The sequence below is a fragment of the Paenibacillus tyrphae genome (genome assembly GCF_000722545.1).
In the GTDB taxonomy this organism is placed as follows: domain Bacteria; phylum Bacillota; class Bacilli; order Paenibacillales; family NBRC-103111; genus Paenibacillus_G; species Paenibacillus_G tyrfis.
Genome location: NZ_JNVM01000007.1, coordinates 68,941 through 86,236, shown reverse-complemented (window position 1 = coordinate 86,236; position 17,296 = coordinate 68,941). Strand labels below are relative to the sequence as shown.

Here is a 17,296-nt window from a genome sequence, read left to right as displayed (position 1 = left end):
ATATCGGCGGGAGAAGCGCTTTTCTTAATACTCTTGCGTCGCTAGCCGCACCGTTTCTTCAGCTGTAAACATAGTCGAAAAGACCTATCCAGAGAAGTGCCCCCTAAGAGCTTTCCTCGGAATAGGTCTCATTTTGTCGAGATTGAATATTACTTTGATAATTTCGTTTTGCTGCGCACAATCGCCGTACGTGTCGCCTCGTCCCACTGAACGTCCATTCCGATTTCTTCCGCAAAGAAACGTACCGGGACAAAGGTGAGATTTTGCGAAATATACGGCTCGACATCCGTCGGCTTGACGGTAGCCTCCTGTCCGGGGACCGACCGCTTGATCCCGGTCTTTCCGATATACAGCTCGATCGTCTCGCCGTCCTTGACGAGCTGCACGGCCCGGGCCGCATTGTCGAACGTCACTTTATAATCAAGCGCTTGAGTAATGGCCCGGATCGGAACCATCGTTCTACCGTTGACGATCTCCGGTTGGGCCTCGAACGCAATTTGCTTCCGGTCCACGACGACTTTGACGGCGCCATCTTTCGGAAGACCGTCCGGCAACCGATACAGACTGACTTCGCGAAGCTTGTTGTTGTAGGTGTCAGCCACCAGTATCGATCCATCGGCACGAACTCCGATATCCATCGGACGATGAAGCGCAGCACTTCCTTCTATACCGTCAACATTTCCGGTTGTACGGTCGGATGCCCCGGCGATGGTGCTGACTTGCCCATCCAGCAAGTAACGAATCGCATGGTTCTGACTGTCGGCAATGACAAGTCCGCCTTCCTCCGTCAAGGCAAGACCCATCGGAAAATTAAATCTCGCATCCGACGCGCTCCCATCGGCGAAGCCGCCCGAAACGTGCAGCTCTTTGTTCGCTGCCGCCTGACCTCCGCCCGCCAGCGTCGTTACCTTCCCCGTCTGCAAATCGATGTATCGGATGCGCTGGTTCCCGGAATCGCTTACGATCAAATTTCCTTTGGCGTCCAGCACAAGAGCGGTCGGCTCGTTAAACTTGGCGCTTTTCAAATCCCCGTCGGCAAAATCCCCCGCGGGCGATACTTGTCCGGGGAACAATTCTACGACGCGGGACGATAAGGCATTCAGCGTCTTGACTTCGCCCGAAGGCGATATGCTTCGGATCGCATGATTGAGCGAGTCCGCCACGTACAAGGTACCGTCGGCTGCGACGACCACATCCGTCGGACGATAGAACAAAGCATCCTTCCCTTTGCCGTCCTTTCTTCCGAGCAGCCCGCTTCCGGCGACGGTGCTCACCTGACCGGCGGTATCGATTTTACGGATCGCATGATTTCCCGAATCGGCTACGTATACGTTGTCGTTGGCGTCAGTCGCAAGTCCTTGAGGCTCGTTGAAAAGCGAGGCATCACTCTTCCCGTCCAATAGATCGCCGACAGGGAAGCCTTTGCCGTCCTGTTTATAGGCTGCGCCAGCGAAGGTGCTGACTATCCCCTGGGACAGCTTGCGGATTAGTTGGTTTCGGGAATCCGAAACCAGCACCGTACCGTCCTTCAATACGGTCAATCCTCCCGGCATCCGGAAGGAAGCGGACGCGCCCGCTCCGTCCGCACTCCCCAAGCCGCCGTTTCCGGCCAATGTCGTCATCTCCGTTAACGGCTGCCCGTTCTCGCCCCGCAGGGCGTCCTTCGACCAAGCAGCGGCTTGTGCGCTCGATGCGCCAATCATGGCGGACATCAGAAGCGACACGGCGATTCGTTTCGTTGCTTTCTTCATAGCCTGCTCCTTCCCGTACCCTGCACCTTACTTCGTGCCGACGCTAATCGATTGAATGTCTCTGCTTTCGTATACCGTATTCCCTTGTTTGTCGATGATTTTGATATAGCCCAGATCAACCTTGGCGGAACCGGCGGCCGAATCGACAACCGATAAAGGTACGTTTACGAGCAAAGTATCTCCGCTTAATTGAATCGGCTTTATTGCGCCGGAGCCTTGCGTTTCAAAGGCTGTCGCCGCGTAGATCAATTCGCTCTTGGAGGCGTCGCTTACCTGGCGAAGCGTCTCTGCCGTTTGAGAGCCGTAGAATACGGTGCCCGGAACGGACGTCAGATTTGCCGGACCTCTGTAGTCCAGCGCCGCCTTGCCATAAATCAGATGTGCTTCGACGGAATAGAACGGCGCAGCAGGTGTAAAGCCTTTCATCGTCAACGCCAGGTTGATCTTCCCGTCCTTGATGCCGCCGACTTGCGCCAGACCTACTCCCAAAATATGAATCGGCGGAATCGAAACCGGAACGCTTGCAGCGGAATCGCGGAAAGCTTGCGTCGTTAAATTGTAAGTTCCGGGCTGCAGCGTCCGAAGCGTAACGGTGACTTCGCTATCTCCCTGTCCGTCCGCGCGTCCGACTTCCTCTGTGCCGTTCAGCACACGGACCGTTGTCCCGGCAGCGGCTTTCAATTTAATTTGCACTGGATTCCGCACCGTCGCTTCCGCTGTCGGGCTGATCAGCACGGGAGCGGAAGGACGATCGTCCGTGGAACCGCCGCCCGAACCGCTGTCGCTCCCGGAATCGGCGGGAGGCGAAGTCGGACGGGAGGATGAATCGGGCGCAGGCTGATTGGTGTTTTTCCTTTGGCTCTCCTCGAATTGTTTCTTGTCGTCCGCACTAAGCGTGCTCGTATATTGATCCGTTGCCTTTCGATCCGCTTCTGCAACGGCTTTTTGGTTCTGGTCTTGAATTCGCTGCCTGTCGGCTTCAATACGATCCAGCAAAGCCGCAAGCTTTGCCTGATTATCGCGAAGCTCTCTTTGCTCCTGCTCATATGCGGTATTTTTTGGCTCCGCCTGTTTCTTTAACTGCTCCACTTCCGGATCGATGCCTGCATTTTTATCCAGGGCAGGAGGATTGTGAATATCAAGCTTTCTTGAGGCGTCGGCCATGCTCGCATTGGCTTCGTCCACAGCTTTTTGAGTCAGTTTCCCTGCGTCTACGGCCGATTTGGCCAGCAGGGACAGAAACCGGTCGAAATTGGTTGTGACGGCTTCCAGATCTGCCGGCGTACTGATTTTCAGAATCGAGCTCTCGTCCGGTTTTCCTACGCCTTTATCCAGATTTTCCTTAAGCTGCGCTTTAATTTTATCTTGTTCTTTTTGGATGTCCCCGATATTCTTGATAAAGCTTTCAAGTACTTTTTTATCCAGAACCTCAGCCAATACTTTAGGGTCGGCATACTCCGCTTGCGCTCTCAGGTCCTTACTCGATCCGGAGGTGCTGACCGCCACCTGCTGAGCCGGGTACACCGACACGCCTTCTGCACTCCGGGTCTGCTTATGATCCGCAGCGGAATCAGCTTCCGAAGTGGAGACGATTCCAGCCGCCACGGCCATCGTCGTTTCCCCTGTCTTCCAATTGACGGACGTCATGAAGTTCGTTCCCCTGACGCCCATAACCGCCGTCGGCGTCTCAATCTCGAACTCCTCCTCCGAGCCAATCAGAGACTTGACTTTCGCCCATAAACTGCCGGCCCAGGATTTCACCTTGGTTTTCTTGCCGCCGTTTTTTTCAACTAAATCGGATATGTATACTTCGGAATTTTCACCGATCGTAATCTCGTCTTCGCGGTCCACGATCCGCAGCACGACTGAGGAGGACGGACCGGTCACGATCGAATCGCCCTGATTCAAATTCAAGTCCTGGTACACCGCATAGGACCGCGAGCCGCCAGATTTCTTGTACGCTACATCTCCCGTTACTTCAACGACAGCCGCCGACCGGGATGATTTGGCATTCGCCGGGCTTGCGAGAGCTAAAGCGGCTACCCCTTGAAACAACATAGCGAAAACAAGCACCCAAGCCAAAGCCGGCTTCCGCTTCTGTCTATTGATCCGCACTGCGTTCGCCACAACAAAACCCCTCTCCGGAATCAAAAAATCTACTCATATTGTAAGGTGAGAAACGGTATTATTCAACGAATTTCGTCAAATGAAGCCGGAACGTCTTTCATTCCCATCACTTCAAAAAGCTTGAGCGGAACGCTCTTGCCTTTCATTAGCTTCTCCCCGGCAAATTGATAATCGAAAGCATGCTTCGTCAGCTCGTAAGTCGCTTCGGACACAAGGATCTGATTCGGCTGCGTATTGGACTCGATGCGGGCGGCCGTATTCACGTTGTCGCCAATCGCCGTATAGTCAACCCGCAAATATGACCCGATATTGCCGACCACGACATCACCGGTGTTGATGCCGATGCCTATGCTGATCGAGACGCCGTATTTCTCCAACACCTCGGCGCGTACGTTCTCCATCCCCTTCTGAATTTCATAGGCGGTTTTGACCGCATAATACGGATGATTGGGCACGTCCAGCGGAGCATTGTACAGGATCATCGCCGCATCCCCGATAAATTTGTCGATCGTGCCGCGGTTTTCGAGGGCCCGCTCCGTAATTAAGTTAAACATCATATTCAAGAAGTCGACCACTTCTTCGGGCTTCAGCTTCTCGGACAGCGGGGTAAACCCGCGGACGTCGAGGAACAGAACGGTTAGTTCCTTGCTGATCCCCCCGAGCTGAATTTCCTGCTCGCTGCTCGCAATCTCTTTAACAAGGTCGGGAGAAATATAACGTCCGAACTGCTTGGTAATGTAATTTTTTTGCTTCGTCTCAAAATACGTTTTCATGGACAAATTGCCAAAATAAGCAAGGAGCCCGCAAGCCACCGCATCGACAATGTCCAAATACTGCGAGTAGGCCGCGAAATACTCGTACTGTCCGACGAACAGAAGAACGACGACCACTAGCGCAAATACCGCTCCGCTAATGGCCCGCAGCCGCCAAGTCACCCACCCGAGCAGCAGAACGACGAGAAGCGTAAGCGCAAAATCGATCCGCTTATCTACGGGCAGCACGACCTGCTGCTTTAAAATCTGATTTAAAATATTCGCATGCGCATACACCAGGTGCATGTGCTTCTCCACCGGGGTAACGCCCTCGTCCGAGCCGGGAGCCGTATAGCCGACAAGCACAAGCCGGTCTTTGAACGTCTGAGGCGGCACGCCGCCCTTCAGCACCTTGGCGAACGGAATCGTTTCGAAATCGAATTCCTTCGCATCCCAGCGGATCAGCATTTCCGACTTGGGACGGCCGTCCAATACAGGCAGGTTCAGATACCGGCTCACATCGACTCCGGCAAGCTGCGCCATCGCAAGCCCAAACGACGGATATACCCCTCGGGGCGAATCGATCTGCAGCCAATTGGAGCGAATGACGCCGTCGCTGTCGTAAGCCGCATTGATATGCGATTTTCCAACCGACTGGCGGAAGGCCAGGATCGGTTCCGTTATCGAGCGGGCAGTCAGCAGCTCTCCTGCCTTCACCTTCATCGACCGGTCGAATTTATCTTCCAGATTCGCATGGGATGGAATGACGATGTTGTTGTGTTTGGCCAATTCGTCGGCCAGCGCCCGGTCGCTTTCCGGCTTGTCGCTTTCGGAGTATAACTCGATATCGAAGCCGATCGCTTTGACGCCTGCGCTTTCAAGCTGTTTGATCAGCTCCGCGTATACTTTGCGGTCCCACGGGTAAGGCCCTACTTCCTGAATGGAGGCGGAATCGATGCCGATGACGACAATATCCTCGTGCGGGGCTTGAGTCATGGTTTGCTTCACGTTGAAATCGTATAAACTGTCGGATAATACCTTAAGCGCCCCGGTTGTCAAAAGCACGACGCACAGCAGCACGATAACCGCATTGCCCGCAGCGATAACGCCGATCTTTCTCCATCCCTTTCTCATGAAAAGCCCCCTGTTTTTCTTGCAGTTTCCGCTAACATCTTACCATAAAATGCCGATACGAAGTTATTTATTTCAAGTCAGGCCGGAGCGAAAAAAGCCTGCTTCCACGGAGGAAACAGGCTCTTTGCTATGAAGCTATAGGTACTCGGAGTATTAGTTAAAAGGAGCGTCTGCAACTTTGATGGAATCTGTCGGGCAGCCGTCCTGAGCATCTTGCAGATCATCGTACAGATCTTCCGGAATTTCGGTTACGCCTTTGTTGCCGTCAGCTTCGTAAATTACTTCTGCAAGACCCTCATCGTCGTAGTCGTAAATGTCTGGTGCCGTCGCTCCACAGGCACCGCAAGCGATACAGGTTTCTTTATCCACCCAAGTGTATTTTGCCATGTCTAATCTTCCTCCCTTGATTGTGTAACCACATCCTAAAATATAATATAAAAGCTTACAAAGTTCAAATAGAAAGTAGCGAACGATATGATACCGCTTCGTTATGGATTCCTCATGCGGGAGCGGATGAACTCGGCGATCGACTCTACGGCGTCCATTGAAAAGAAAGGAATGTCCGGTGCCGCGGCTTCTGCAAGCATCTGATCCGCGGCTATGCAAGCGATCGGCGGCGCAGCGAGTTGTTGTACGATCCGTGCCTGATCCTCCGTACGGAAGATGGCGATTTTATCATGCGCTTCCCGCTTGAAGCCTTCTATTAAAATCAGCTCGTAGCTTCCTTTTAACCGTTCGATCGTCTCCTGAAGCGTGACTGTTTTGCGTTCGTACGTTCTTACGGCATCCGGAGACAAGACGACGGAAGCCGACGCCCCGGACCGGATAAACAAAGTGGAATCCGCTTCGGGAGCTTCCTTATAATGCCCGTGTGCATCGTGTTTTATAACCGCAACCTTAACGCCCCGATCCTCAAAATATGGAACCAGCAGCGAAACTAATGTCGTTTTGCCGCTATCGGAATAACCGGCGAAGCCGATAATCGTCGTCAATAATCGTCATCCTCCAATCCTTTTAACCGAAGATGATCCATTTGCAGCGACGTGCCGCGCCTCTTGGTGTTGCGGATGAGCGTGGAAGGATCGTCGCCAAGCATCCCCGCAGTCAGAATCACGCCTTCGCCGTACTTGTCGCGGAGCGCATCCATCGCCTGATTCAGCTTCTCCTTTACAGGCTGCTTCTGGTAGCTGAACAAGTCGAGCTGTACGGCAAGCTCTTGCTTGGCTGTCAGATTCTGCAGCGTTACGCCGAGCAAACGCACCGGGAGCCCTTCCTTCCAATGGGCGTCGAACAATTGGCAGGCAACCCGGTAGAAGTCGTCCGCGCTTTCCGAAGGCTCGGGCAGCTTCGAGGCCCGCGTGATCGTCTTCATATCGGGATCGCGTATCGAGATCTGTACCGTCTCTGCAACCAGGCCCTGCCGGCGCAGCCGCCGCCCGACTTGGTCGGACAAATTCAGAAACACCCGGTGAATGTCGGACCGGTCCGTATAATTAACCGGCAAGGTCGTCGCATGGCCGATCGATTTGCTTTGCTCTTTATCTGGGTTAACCGGCGAATTGTCCTCGCCATTGGCAGCTCGCTTCAATGCCGGACCGAGCACGCCGAACCGGTCGCTCAGCAGCCGCTCGTCGGCATTGGCGAGCTGGCCGAGCGTATGAATTTGCAGCCGTTTCAGCTTTTCGGCGGTCTTCTTGCCGATGCCGAACAAATTAGCGCACGGATGGGGCCACAGCACGGACGGTACGTCCCGTTTACGCAGCACCGAGATGCCGTTGGGCTTTTTCATATCCGAAGCCATTTTGGCCAGCAGCTTGTTCGGCGCGACCCCGATCGAACAAGGCAGAAGAAGCTCCTCGCGGATCCGGTTTTGAATCGTTTCGGCGATTTCGAGCGGAGTTCCGAACATTTTGGAGCCGGTAATATCGACGTAGCATTCGTCTATCGACACCGCTTCGACGAGCGGCGAATATTCGTAGGTGATCTTCATAAACCGTCTGGAAAACTGCCTGTACAGGTCAAAATCGGGGCGGATCAAGATTAAGCCGGGGCAAAGCTTATCGGCTTCCCGCACTAGCATCCCCGTCTTTACTCCGCGCGCTCTCGCTTTATAGGAGCAAGTAACGATAATACCCTTGCGCAGTTCTACGCTTCCGGCGACCGCAATGGGCTTGTCTTTGTATTTTTCGGGCTCTACCGCTTCATGCACCGAGCAATAAAACGCGTTCATATCGATGTGGAGAATCACTCTGCCGTTCACGGGATAGCCGCTGGCACTCCCATTTGTCTCAACCATGGCATCCGCCTCCCGTCCTCTTACTTACAGCATAATTCGCCCGGAGCACCGGGGTCAAGCCGGGGATATTTTAGGATTGGCAATACCCTTTGGCCGCTACATTGTGCTATAATTATAAATTATACTTTAGCGCAATAAAATGTTAAAAGAAACAGGAGGATCATTATGGCGGGCACGGTTAAAATTTTCGATACTACGCTTCGAGACGGTACTCAGGGCGAAGGCGTCAGCCTCTCCGTTGAAGACAAACTCAAAATCGCCCAAAAGCTGGACGCGCTGGGCGTTTCCTATATTGAAGGCGGTTGGCCCGGCAGCAATAACAAGGACATTGAGTTTTTCATGCGGGTGAAGGAATTGAAATTGTCGCATGCGAAAATTACAGCCTTCGGCAGTACGCGGCGCAAAGAGACGTTGGCGGAAAACGATCCCAACCTGAACCGGATTCTTGAGGTTGGCGTTCAGGCCGCAGCGATCTTCGGCAAATCGTGGGATTTCCAAGTGCATACGGCCATCCAGACAACGCTGGAAGAAAATTTGGCGATGATCTACGATTCGGTCCGCTTTTTGAAGAAAAATGGGCTGGAAGTCATTTACGATGCGGAGCACTTCTTCGACGGTTACAAGAGCAACCCGGAATACGCTCTGGCGACGATTAAGAAGGCCGAGGAAGCCGGCGCCGACTGGATTGCGCTGTGCGATACGAACGGTGGCACGCTGCCTCACGAAATTTCGGCCATCGTAACCAAAGTGACGACCTCGATCTCCTGTCCGATCGGCATTCACGCGCACAACGATTGCGAGCTCGGCGTAGCGAACAGCCTGGCCGCCGTCATGGCCGGAGCCCGTCAAGTGCAAGGCACGATCAACGGCTACGGGGAACGATGCGGCAATGCCAATCTCGTATCGGTCATCCCGAATTTGCAGTTAAAGCTGAAGTACGATGTGATCAGCCCGGAGCAATTGGCCAGCCTGTCCACTGTGGCGCGCTATGTCAGCGAAATCGCCAATATGCATATGCCGGTTAACCAGCCTTATGTCGGCTCCGCCGCTTTCGCGCACAAAGGCGGAATTCACGTATCGGCGATTTTGCGCGATTCCAGCACGTACGAGCATATCAAGCCCGAGCTGGTCGGCAACAAGCAGCGCGTGCTCGTCTCCGAGCTTGCCGGACAGAGCAACCTTGTATTCAAAACTCAGGAGCTTGGCTTGGACTTCGATACGAACAATCAGCAGACCAAGCAGCTCATTGAGCAAATCAAAGAGATGGAGCATCAAGGCTACCAGTTCGAAGGCGCAGACGCCACGCTGGAGCTTCTGATCCGGGACGCCTACGGCAAGCTGGAGGATGTATTCTCGCTCGATTCGTTTAAAATAATGGTCGCCAAATCCGCCGATCAGCCGGTGCTTTCCGAAGCGATCGTCAAGGTGAACGTACACGGCAAAACGATCTACAATGCCGCCGAAGGAAACGGTCCCGTGAATGCGCTGGATAATGCCTTGCGCAAATGTCTGGTTGAATACTATCCGGATATCAACAACATGCATTTGTCCGATTATAAAGTGCGCGTCCTGGACGAGAAGGACACTACGGCAGCAAAAGTTCGCGTGCTTATCGAATCGACCGATTTCAACAGCACGTGGAGCACCGTCGGCGTATCGGAAAATATTATCGAAGCGAGCTGGCACGCCCTTGTCGACAGTATCCGGTATGCGCTGCTCGGCATGACCCGGGTGGCCGACAAGCCGGAAGAAAGCCGGGAACGCCTCGGTCTCGTAAATCACTAAAATAACGATTGCAAACAAGCCGCAGTCCTCCAGTCGGAGACATTGCGGCTTGTTTTGATATCACGGGTTTTCAACAATGCGTATGCCAAGTTTAGCTTGCGATCAGCCGTTTGATTTTGTCCTCCAATTGGTCCGGAGGCAGCACATGAATAACTTCCTTCAAGCGCCCTTGACGGTCAATCAGGAAGCTTGTCGGGACGAATAACAGCCGGTAGGCGTCTGCCGCCTCTCCGCTCGTATCCAATAGCACCGGGAACGAAAACTGCGCTTGGTTGACGAAGCGCTTGACCGCCTCCAGCTCGTCCCCTCTGGTCACGTTGACCGCATAAAGATCGAACTGCCCTTTGTAACGGTCGTATACCTGCTTTAAGGCGGGAGCTTCTTCACGGCACGGTCCGCACCACGAAGCCCAGAAATTCACCATCAGCGGCTTGTCCCGGGCCCCGCCGACCTTATATTCTCCCCCGTCCAGTCCCTTTAGGGTAAACGCAGGCACCGGCGATGCCACCTTTAATTCCTGCCGGCCCGCAGCGTAAACCGATGAGTTCCGGTCAATCCGGTCATGCTGAAAAAGTGCCAGCCCTGCCAAAGCCAATGCCAATCCGAAAATCAGCAAGTTTCGTTTCATCGTCTCTCTCCTATCCATACTCCGGCTTACTTACGGTTACAGTATTCCCAATTTGCCGGAAAACGTTACTAGCCGATCACACTCCGCTGGATAAAGCCGGAAAGCATGGCGCCTTCCTTGGAAGGGCACATTAACTTTACGATTTGGTTATTATCGGAGGTTGAATATCGTATGGAGAAAGCAAAACCAAAAAAGCTGCGGATTACGTTCGAAAGCGATATCGATTACTCGGCTTCAAAAGATAAGCAAGCCACCGGCGGCGATAACCCGAAAGCAGCCGAGCCGCGGTCAAAAGGAGTCATTTGGGAGTTTATCGCCATCGCCAGCGTACCGCTTGTACTGGTACTCGGCAATTCGATGCTTGTTCCCATTTTGCCCGATATGCAGGAGCGCCTCGGTATTTCCAAATTCCAGAGCAGCTTGGTGATTACGTTGTTTTCCGTCACCGCGGGCCTCGTGATCCCGATCGCCGGGTACTTGTCCGACCGTTTTTCCCGCAAAGCGATCATGATTCCTTCGTTGATCATTTACGGCGGGGCCGGGATCTTGGCAGGCTTTGGCGCCCTTTGGAATTCGTATACCGTGATCATTATCGCACGGGCGATTCAAGGGATGGGCGCGGCGGGCACCGCTCCTATTGCCATGGCGCTGGCCGGGGATCTATACAAAGCAGGGATGGAAAGTAAAGCGCTAGGGTTGACGGAAGCTTCGAACGGAGCCGGCAAAGTGGTCAGCCCGATTCTCGGCTCGCTGCTTGCGCTAATCGTATGGTATGCCGCTTTTTTCGCTTTTCCGTTCTTCTGCCTGTTATCTTTGCTGGCCGTCATGTTTCTGCTGAAGGAGCCCAAGAAAGAGCAGGCTCCGCCCAAGCTCGGCGAGTACCTGCGGAATATCGGTGCCATTTTGAAGCAAAAAGGGCGCTGGCTCATCACTTCGTTTTTTGCCGGCTCCATGGCATTGTTCGTCTTATTCGGCGTCCTCTTTTATTTATCGGACATTCTGGAGGTGGCCCCTTATCATATCGACGGGGTGATGAAAGGGCTTGTCCTCGCCGTTCCACTCCTCGGCATGGTGGTCACATCCTATACGACCGGCTCGGTCATCAAAAAGAACGGGACTCTGATGCGCTGGCTCGTCAATATCGGCCTTGTGCTCATGACCGTGTCGCTCGGTTTATGCATTTTGTTCTACAATAAAAGCATTTATGTTTTTATCGGCCTGCTGACTCTGAGCAGTATCGGGACCGGCTTGCTTCTACCCTGCTTAAACACAATGATTACCGGCTCCGTCGAGCGGGAGCAGCGGGGGATGATCACGTCGTTATACAGCAGTCTGCGTTTTCTGGGCGTCGCCTTCGGCCCTCCGCTGTTCGGGTGGATGATGGACAAGTCGCATCAAATCGTGTTCATTACCGTTACGTCTTTATCGCTTCTGACGTTAATCCTTGCCTTCTTCTTCATTAAACCGCAAGGGAAAATCGGAGGGTAAAAAAAGAGCGGGAAATGTAGTATAATGGCGCAAAAGACAATGAAAGGCGCCTCTTCCGATGAATCGTTTGCAGATTCGAATTCGCCGACAAGCATGGTCCGAGATGCTCGGCCACTGCCTTGAAGCGATGCCGCGCGAAGCGTGCGGCCTTCTTTTTGGCTGCCTGTCTGCGGCAGGCATTCCTGCGGCCTTGCACTATGTGCCGATCGCCAACGCCGCGGCAAATCCGCTGCACAGCTTCGAGCTGCACCCGCAGGAGCTTGTCCGGGCCCTATACGCTGCCGGCGGAAAGCATGAACTGATAGGGATCGTTCATTCCCATCCCCGTACCGCTCCTTATCCGTCGGATCAAGACTTAGCTACCTTATGGCACACGACGCCCAGTCACTGGATCGTTTCGCTGCGCGATCCCTCTTTGCCCGAGGTAAAAGCCTTCGCCTTTCGAAAAAGGCGGCAGGAGCATTCCAGCCTTGAGGCGATTTCGTATGAAATCGTTATGGTTTGACTTGCTTTAATGATGGCTCAAATGCGCATACAAATCTCCTAACGTCTGCACGTCCTTCGACTTGATTTCGCGCATGAGCCCGGCCCATAACCGAGCGGTCATCCGCGCGTCCTCAAGCGCGTGATGGCGTTTCGTCACTTCAATGCCGTACAGGTCGAGCAGCGTGTCCAAATCGAATCTTTTCAGCTTCGGGTGAAGCCATTTGGCAATCATCATCGTATCGAGCAGACGATGGTTCAAGTTGACTTTGGACGTCCGCCAGAGCGCCGCATTCAAAAAATGCTTGTCGTGACCGGAACCGTGAGCGACCAGCACCTTCTGGCGGACGAATTCCAGAAAGCCGCGCAGCGCATGCAGCAAATCCGGCGCATCCGCTGCCATCTCGTTCGTAATTCCCGTCAGCTTTTCGATCTCCCCGGGAATGCTTCTCTTCGGATGGACCAAGCTGTAATAGGTGCTCTCTTCCTTGATTTCGGTCCCGGTGACGGAAACGGCGCCAAATGAAATAATTTCATCCCCGTTATACGGCGAAAAACCGGTCGTTTCCAAGTCGAAAACGACCAGTTCCACCGTGCTTAGAGAAATTTCATACAATGAGTTTTTGCGCTGTTCCTTCATGATGGAGCGGATGAATGCCATCTGCTGCGCGCTTTGCGCATCGAACATCGACGTGATCGCCGGAGTGAGTCCGCCCATTTTATACAGCTGCCACATCCGGCCGGCCGGCCGCATATCCTTCATAAGCGATCACCTAACCTTTGTCCTATCCCCTTAGGAATGCTCTTCTTGACGTATTTCTGCAATTCCGTTCCGATGCGAAGACACCGCTTCAGCTCCGTCACCCGTTCTTTCGTCAACTGGTCTGCGGTCAGCTTGCCGCGGGTCACATACCGGCCTTCCTCGATCTGATAAGGAGTCATCGACCGCAGCTTCAATGCCAGCGTCAAGGCCTCCAGCCAGTCCTGTCCGATCTCTTCCGAAACGTGTCCACATGCGATCAATGCCTTTATTCGCTCCTCGGTAGACGAACGGCGGAGCCCCGCTTCCACCGCCAGCAAGCGGATTCCGTTGACAATCGGGATGTAGGCGCCGTACTTCACATCGACTCCGCCGGCATCTTCGCCGTACCGCTCCTTGATCAGTTGTCCGAACACGCCGATCGATACTTTATGATGCAGCGTATTGCGCAGCATGTGCTCCAGCATGGCGGGTTGGGCCGCGGTATACCGGTAGATTTCCTCGATAAGTGCGCAGCCTAACGTTTCATCCCCGTACACCGTACGCGCATCGACCGTAATTAGCAAATATCTCACATGCTCCCAGTCCGGCTCCTGCATCCACTCGTTGACCATCCGACGGTAATCCCCCAGCGGCTTGCGCCATTGCTCGTTGGTGCATATGACTTGCCCGTGGCAGGGCGGGTACCCAACCGCTTCCAAGCCTTCCGTAATACCGGCCGCCAATTCGGCGAAGTAACGATCCGCCTCCAGACTCTCCTCTGCCGATGAAGGGTCCGCGTAGATCAAGCCGTTGTCTTGATCGCTCCACAACGTCTGCTCTCCCCGTCCTCCGCTGCCGAACAGCAAGAACGCATAAGGAAGCGGTGCGGCTTTTCCCCATTCTTCCTTCAGCCGCTCCTCGGACAGCGCAATGACGCGGCGGATTAACGCATCGTGGTATTCGTTGACCTCCCGGTTCCATTCCAGCGCATCGGCAAAAAGGAGACGCCGCCCGAACTCCTCGTTAACTTGATCCCGAAGCGCCCTCAGCTTCTGCAAACTTCGGACCCGGGACGTTTCCCATTGAAACTTTTCAAGTGCGAGACGGTCCATGACGACATCCCCTTCGGCTTTTCGCTCTATATGGTGGTAGCTGTGCTGCCATGCGCCGTTTTCTTCATTTGCTCCGGATACCCGTAAGTCCCGTGTTCGGACAAATCCAGACCGACGAGTTCTTCTTCTTCCGTTACCCGAAGGCCGATCGTCACTTTGATCAAGTACAAAATAACGAAGGACAGAATCAGGACGAACAGGAAGGCTCCGAAAATGCCAAGCGCCTGCACGCCAAGCTGCTCCAAGCCGCCGCCGTAGAACAGCCCCGCTTTCCCGACGCCTACTTTCGCCGACAACTCCGGCGTTGCGAATAGTCCGGTCGACAACGTTCCCCAAATGCCCGCGATCCCATGAACGGAGAAGGCGAAGATCGGGTCGTCGACACCCGCTTTTTCAAACCATTGCGCCGTGAAGAAGGTCAGGATACCGGAGACCGCCCCGATAATGACGGCGTCACGCGGAGTAACGAAAGCGCAAGCCGCGGTAATGGCCACTAGGGCGGCCAACACGCCGTTCAGCATGCTGGGAATATCGGCCTTGCCGAAATACATCCAGGACACGATCATAGCCGCTACCGCGCCTGCCGCTGCCGCAAGATTCGTCGTTAAGGCGATGTAGCCGAAGAAACCGTCGTTCATCGCGCTCAGCGTCGAGCCCGGGTTGAAGCCGAACCAGCCGATCCATAGAATGATTACGCCGAGAACCGAAAGAACCTGGTTGTGCCCGGGGATCAAATTCGGCGTTTTATCTTTATTATACTTGCCGATCCGCGGCTTAAGCAGCAGCGTTGCGACAAGCGCAGCCGTTGCGCCTTGCAAGTGAACGACCGTGGAGCCCGCAAAATCCTGCATTCCGATTTGAGCGAGCCAGCCGCCACCCCATACCCAGTGAGCTACGATCGGATAGATGACGACCGTGAACAGTGTGCCGAAGATGAAGTAGACGGCCAGCTTGCCGCGTTCGGCAAAACCGCCCCACGCAATCGCAAGCGACACCCCGGCAAACGCCAGCTGGAACAGAAATTTGATGGCGATCGGTACGTCCGATGCGGATAGCGAACCGAAGGCCGCTTTGGCTTGCTCCTCCGTCCCGTCTACGAAAAAGCCGGTCGTCCCGAAGAAGCTGTTGCCGTCTCCGAAAGCTAAGCCGAAGCCGACAGCCCAGAAGGCAATCGCACACAGGCCGAATGTTAACACGGTCTTTCCTGCGACGTGGCCGGCGTTTTTCATCCGGGTAGAACCCGCTTCCAGCAGCGCAAAGCCCGCTTGCATGAAGATAACCAAAATCGCCGCCAGCATAACCCATACCGCGTCGATTGCACCTTGGAGCTGGGCGGGTGTCGCTTCGTCCGCAGCGAATGCGAGGCTTGCAGGCAACAAAGCTGACATAATTACCGCTGATAAGAATAACTTTTTAAACAAAACGACCACTTCCTTCTTTGATGTTATTTTTTATTACATTTTATGAAATTTATATTGTCATTATATCCACGTCATAACGTTTTGACAATAGATTTTTCGTTAGTAAACCACGAATCGCGAAATATAATCTAACATTAATCGCGTATAATTCGTTTTTTCTTCCTGTTTTCGTTGATCTTCCTATTTTTACGTCATATAAAATGGCGCGAATACTTGAACTACGATCTACTTCAGGCAATCGGAGCCGCTTATTCCCGGGGTAAAGCGTAACGTTTGACTGTATGGTTTGGATTCGAGTATCATGAATACAAGAGCACCTATTCCAGTATCCATATAAAATGAGGTGACATGAGATGGGGAGATGAAGCTTTACAAAATCGGCGAGTTGGCGCGTTTATCGGAGGTCAGCCCCAGAACGATCGATTACTATACGAAGCTCGGGCTGATTCAACCGGAAAAAAGATCCGACACGAATTATCGTTACTACAGCGATGAAACCTTAGCGCGCCTGAAACGTATTGAAAGTATGAAGAGGGAGAAGTATACCTTAGAGGAAATCAAGGCTAGCCTGTTGCAATGGAATAAGGTGAGCCGAGATGAAATAGTGACAGATAAACTGACATCATTGCAATTGTTACTTAAGCAGCTTGAGAAGGAAGCGAAGGAAGTCGGACCGATGCTTGAGAAGCTGAAGCCGTCACAATTGAAGAACCTGAACAAAATTCTCACGCAGCCCACCGCTGCATGCATCGAGGCTTTATTGTTGCTGTTAGGTAAAGGCCCTCTTTCCTAATCGAGACGATATTTACAAACGGAGGAATGGATCGATGTTTTTTCACCCTATGGATTTCCTAATTATCATTGCGTTCATACTCTCCATTTGGGCGCAGTTCCGGGTTAAAGGAACGTTCAACAAATGGTCCGATGTGCCCGTGCAATCCGGTATGACGGGATACGAAGCGGCCCGCCGCATGCTGGACTCCAACGGATTGTATGACGTTCCGGTCGAGCCGATTCCCGGCGCGCTGACGGATCACTACGATCCGATCGCCCGCACCGTACGGTTGTCGGAGCCGGTTTATTACGAGAGCACCATCTCGGCCGTATCGGTCGCTTGCCACGAGGTCGGACACGCCATTCAGCATAAAGTGAATTACCCGATGCTCGTCGCCCGCCACCGGATGTTCCCGGTCGTGAACTTCGCTTCCGGCATTGCGCCGCTGCTCTTGATCGCAGGCTTTTTGTTCCACTGGACCGGATTGCTTGGCCTGGGGATTATTTTCTTCTCCGCCGCCGTCGCTTTCCAGCTCGTAACCTTGCCGGTAGAGTTTAACGCCAGCAACCGGGCCCGCGACCTGATGGTTGCCGAAGGCTATATTACCAACGATGAAGAACGTGGCGTAGCCAAAGTACTTAACGCCGCTGCGCTTACTTATGTAGCTGCTGCCTTGATCTCGCTGCTTGAGCTGATTAAGTATATTATGATCTTCACCAACCGTAGCGACGATTAAGCTTGCATCACCGAACGCGAAAGCCGCCGGACCCACTCCTCCATGGAGTGATCCGGCGGCTTTTTT

Annotated in this window: 15 protein-coding genes; 5 read left to right on the top strand and 10 right to left on the bottom strand. The window is 53.6% G+C overall.

All coding sequences use genetic code 11. The annotated features are described in order from the left end of the window. Positions 1 to 149: 149 nt before the first annotated feature. The 6 genes from ET33_RS09990 to ET33_RS09965 form a co-directional block, all read right to left on the bottom strand. Positions 150 to 1,751 (bottom strand): stalk domain-containing protein, encoded by a 1,602-nt coding sequence (locus ET33_RS09990; RefSeq protein WP_036680153.1) that lies wholly within the window; start codon positions 1,749 to 1,751, stop codon positions 150 to 152. 27 nt (positions 1,752 to 1,778) lie between these two features. Then, positions 1,779 to 3,878 carry a FecR family protein gene (locus ET33_RS09985; protein ID WP_036680152.1) on the bottom strand — a complete coding sequence of 700 codons (2,100 nt, stop codon included), beginning with the start codon at positions 3,876 to 3,878 and terminating at the stop codon, positions 1,779 to 1,781. A 62-nt stretch (positions 3,879 to 3,940) separates the two neighbouring features. Further along, positions 3,941 to 5,764 (bottom strand): CHASE2 domain-containing protein, encoded by a 1,824-nt coding sequence (locus tag ET33_RS09980; protein ID WP_036680148.1) that lies wholly within the window; start codon positions 5,762 to 5,764, stop codon positions 3,941 to 3,943. Positions 5,765 to 5,917: 153 nt separating this feature from the next. Continuing rightward, positions 5,918 to 6,151 carry a ferredoxin gene (locus tag ET33_RS09975; RefSeq protein WP_010491381.1) on the bottom strand — a complete coding sequence of 78 codons (234 nt, stop codon included), beginning with the start codon at positions 6,149 to 6,151 and terminating at the stop codon, positions 5,918 to 5,920. Between the two features lie 101 nt (positions 6,152 to 6,252). Next, entirely contained in the window at positions 6,253 to 6,756 is a 504-nt protein-coding gene (gene mobB / locus ET33_RS09970) for a molybdopterin-guanine dinucleotide biosynthesis protein B (RefSeq protein ID WP_036680147.1), read from the bottom strand. Continuing rightward, on the bottom strand, positions 6,753 to 8,060 hold the full coding sequence (locus tag ET33_RS09965) for a DNA polymerase IV (RefSeq protein ID WP_036680145.1): 1,308 nt from the start codon (positions 8,058 to 8,060) through the stop codon (positions 6,753 to 6,755). Before ET33_RS09965 ends, mobB begins: the two co-directional genes overlap by 4 nt. A 165-nt stretch (positions 8,061 to 8,225) precedes the next feature. On the opposite strand from ET33_RS09965, the gene cimA reads away from it, so the two are divergent. Beyond that, a complete protein-coding gene (gene cimA, locus ET33_RS09960; RefSeq protein WP_036680142.1) occupies positions 8,226 to 9,845 on the top strand; it encodes a citramalate synthase in 1,620 nt (539 codons plus the stop codon). 91 nt (positions 9,846 to 9,936) lie between these two features. On the opposite strand, the gene ET33_RS09955 is transcribed toward cimA, so the two are convergent. Then, a complete protein-coding gene (locus tag ET33_RS09955) occupies positions 9,937 to 10,473 on the bottom strand; it encodes a TlpA family protein disulfide reductase (RefSeq protein WP_036680139.1) in 537 nt (178 codons plus the stop codon). Between the two features lie 171 nt (positions 10,474 to 10,644). On the opposite strand from ET33_RS09955, the gene ET33_RS09950 reads away from it, so the two are divergent. Next, complete coding sequence (locus ET33_RS09950; protein WP_036680136.1) at positions 10,645 to 11,961, top strand: MFS transporter; 1,317 nt, start codon at positions 10,645 to 10,647, stop codon at positions 11,959 to 11,961. A 58-nt stretch (positions 11,962 to 12,019) separates the two neighbouring features. Beyond that, entirely contained in the window at positions 12,020 to 12,466 is a 447-nt protein-coding gene (locus tag ET33_RS36325; RefSeq protein ID WP_051775229.1) for a Mov34/MPN/PAD-1 family protein, read from the top strand. Between the two features lie 6 nt (positions 12,467 to 12,472). Here the strand turns inward: ET33_RS36325 and ET33_RS09940 are convergent, their stop codons facing one another. Genes ET33_RS09940 through ET33_RS09930 form a run of 3 tightly spaced genes read right to left on the bottom strand, consistent with a single transcriptional unit; the run spans position 12,473 to position 15,686 of the window. Continuing rightward, on the bottom strand, positions 12,473 to 13,207 hold the full coding sequence (locus ET33_RS09940) for an exonuclease domain-containing protein (protein ID WP_036680134.1): 735 nt from the start codon (positions 13,205 to 13,207) through the stop codon (positions 12,473 to 12,475). Further along, a complete protein-coding gene (locus tag ET33_RS09935) occupies positions 13,204 to 14,298 on the bottom strand; it encodes a DUF294 nucleotidyltransferase-like domain-containing protein (RefSeq protein ID WP_036680132.1) in 1,095 nt (364 codons plus the stop codon). Before ET33_RS09935 ends, ET33_RS09940 begins: the two co-directional genes overlap by 4 nt. A gap of 26 nt (positions 14,299 to 14,324) precedes the next feature. Continuing rightward, positions 14,325 to 15,686: an ammonium transporter gene (locus ET33_RS09930; RefSeq protein ID WP_167336423.1), complete on the bottom strand. Its 1,362-nt coding sequence runs from the start codon at positions 15,684 to 15,686 to the stop codon at positions 14,325 to 14,327. Positions 15,687 to 16,080: 394 nt separating this feature from the next. Between ET33_RS09930 and ET33_RS09925 the strand changes: the two genes are divergently transcribed. Together ET33_RS09925 and ET33_RS09920 are read left to right on the top strand one after the other, a co-directional pair. Then, positions 16,081 to 16,512 (top strand): MerR family transcriptional regulator, encoded by a 432-nt coding sequence (locus tag ET33_RS09925; protein ID WP_010491397.1) that lies wholly within the window; start codon positions 16,081 to 16,083, stop codon positions 16,510 to 16,512. 34 nt (positions 16,513 to 16,546) lie between these two features. Beyond that, entirely contained in the window at positions 16,547 to 17,230 is a 684-nt protein-coding gene (locus tag ET33_RS09920; protein ID WP_010491399.1) for a zinc metallopeptidase, read from the top strand. Positions 17,231 to 17,296: the final 66 nt, after the last annotated feature.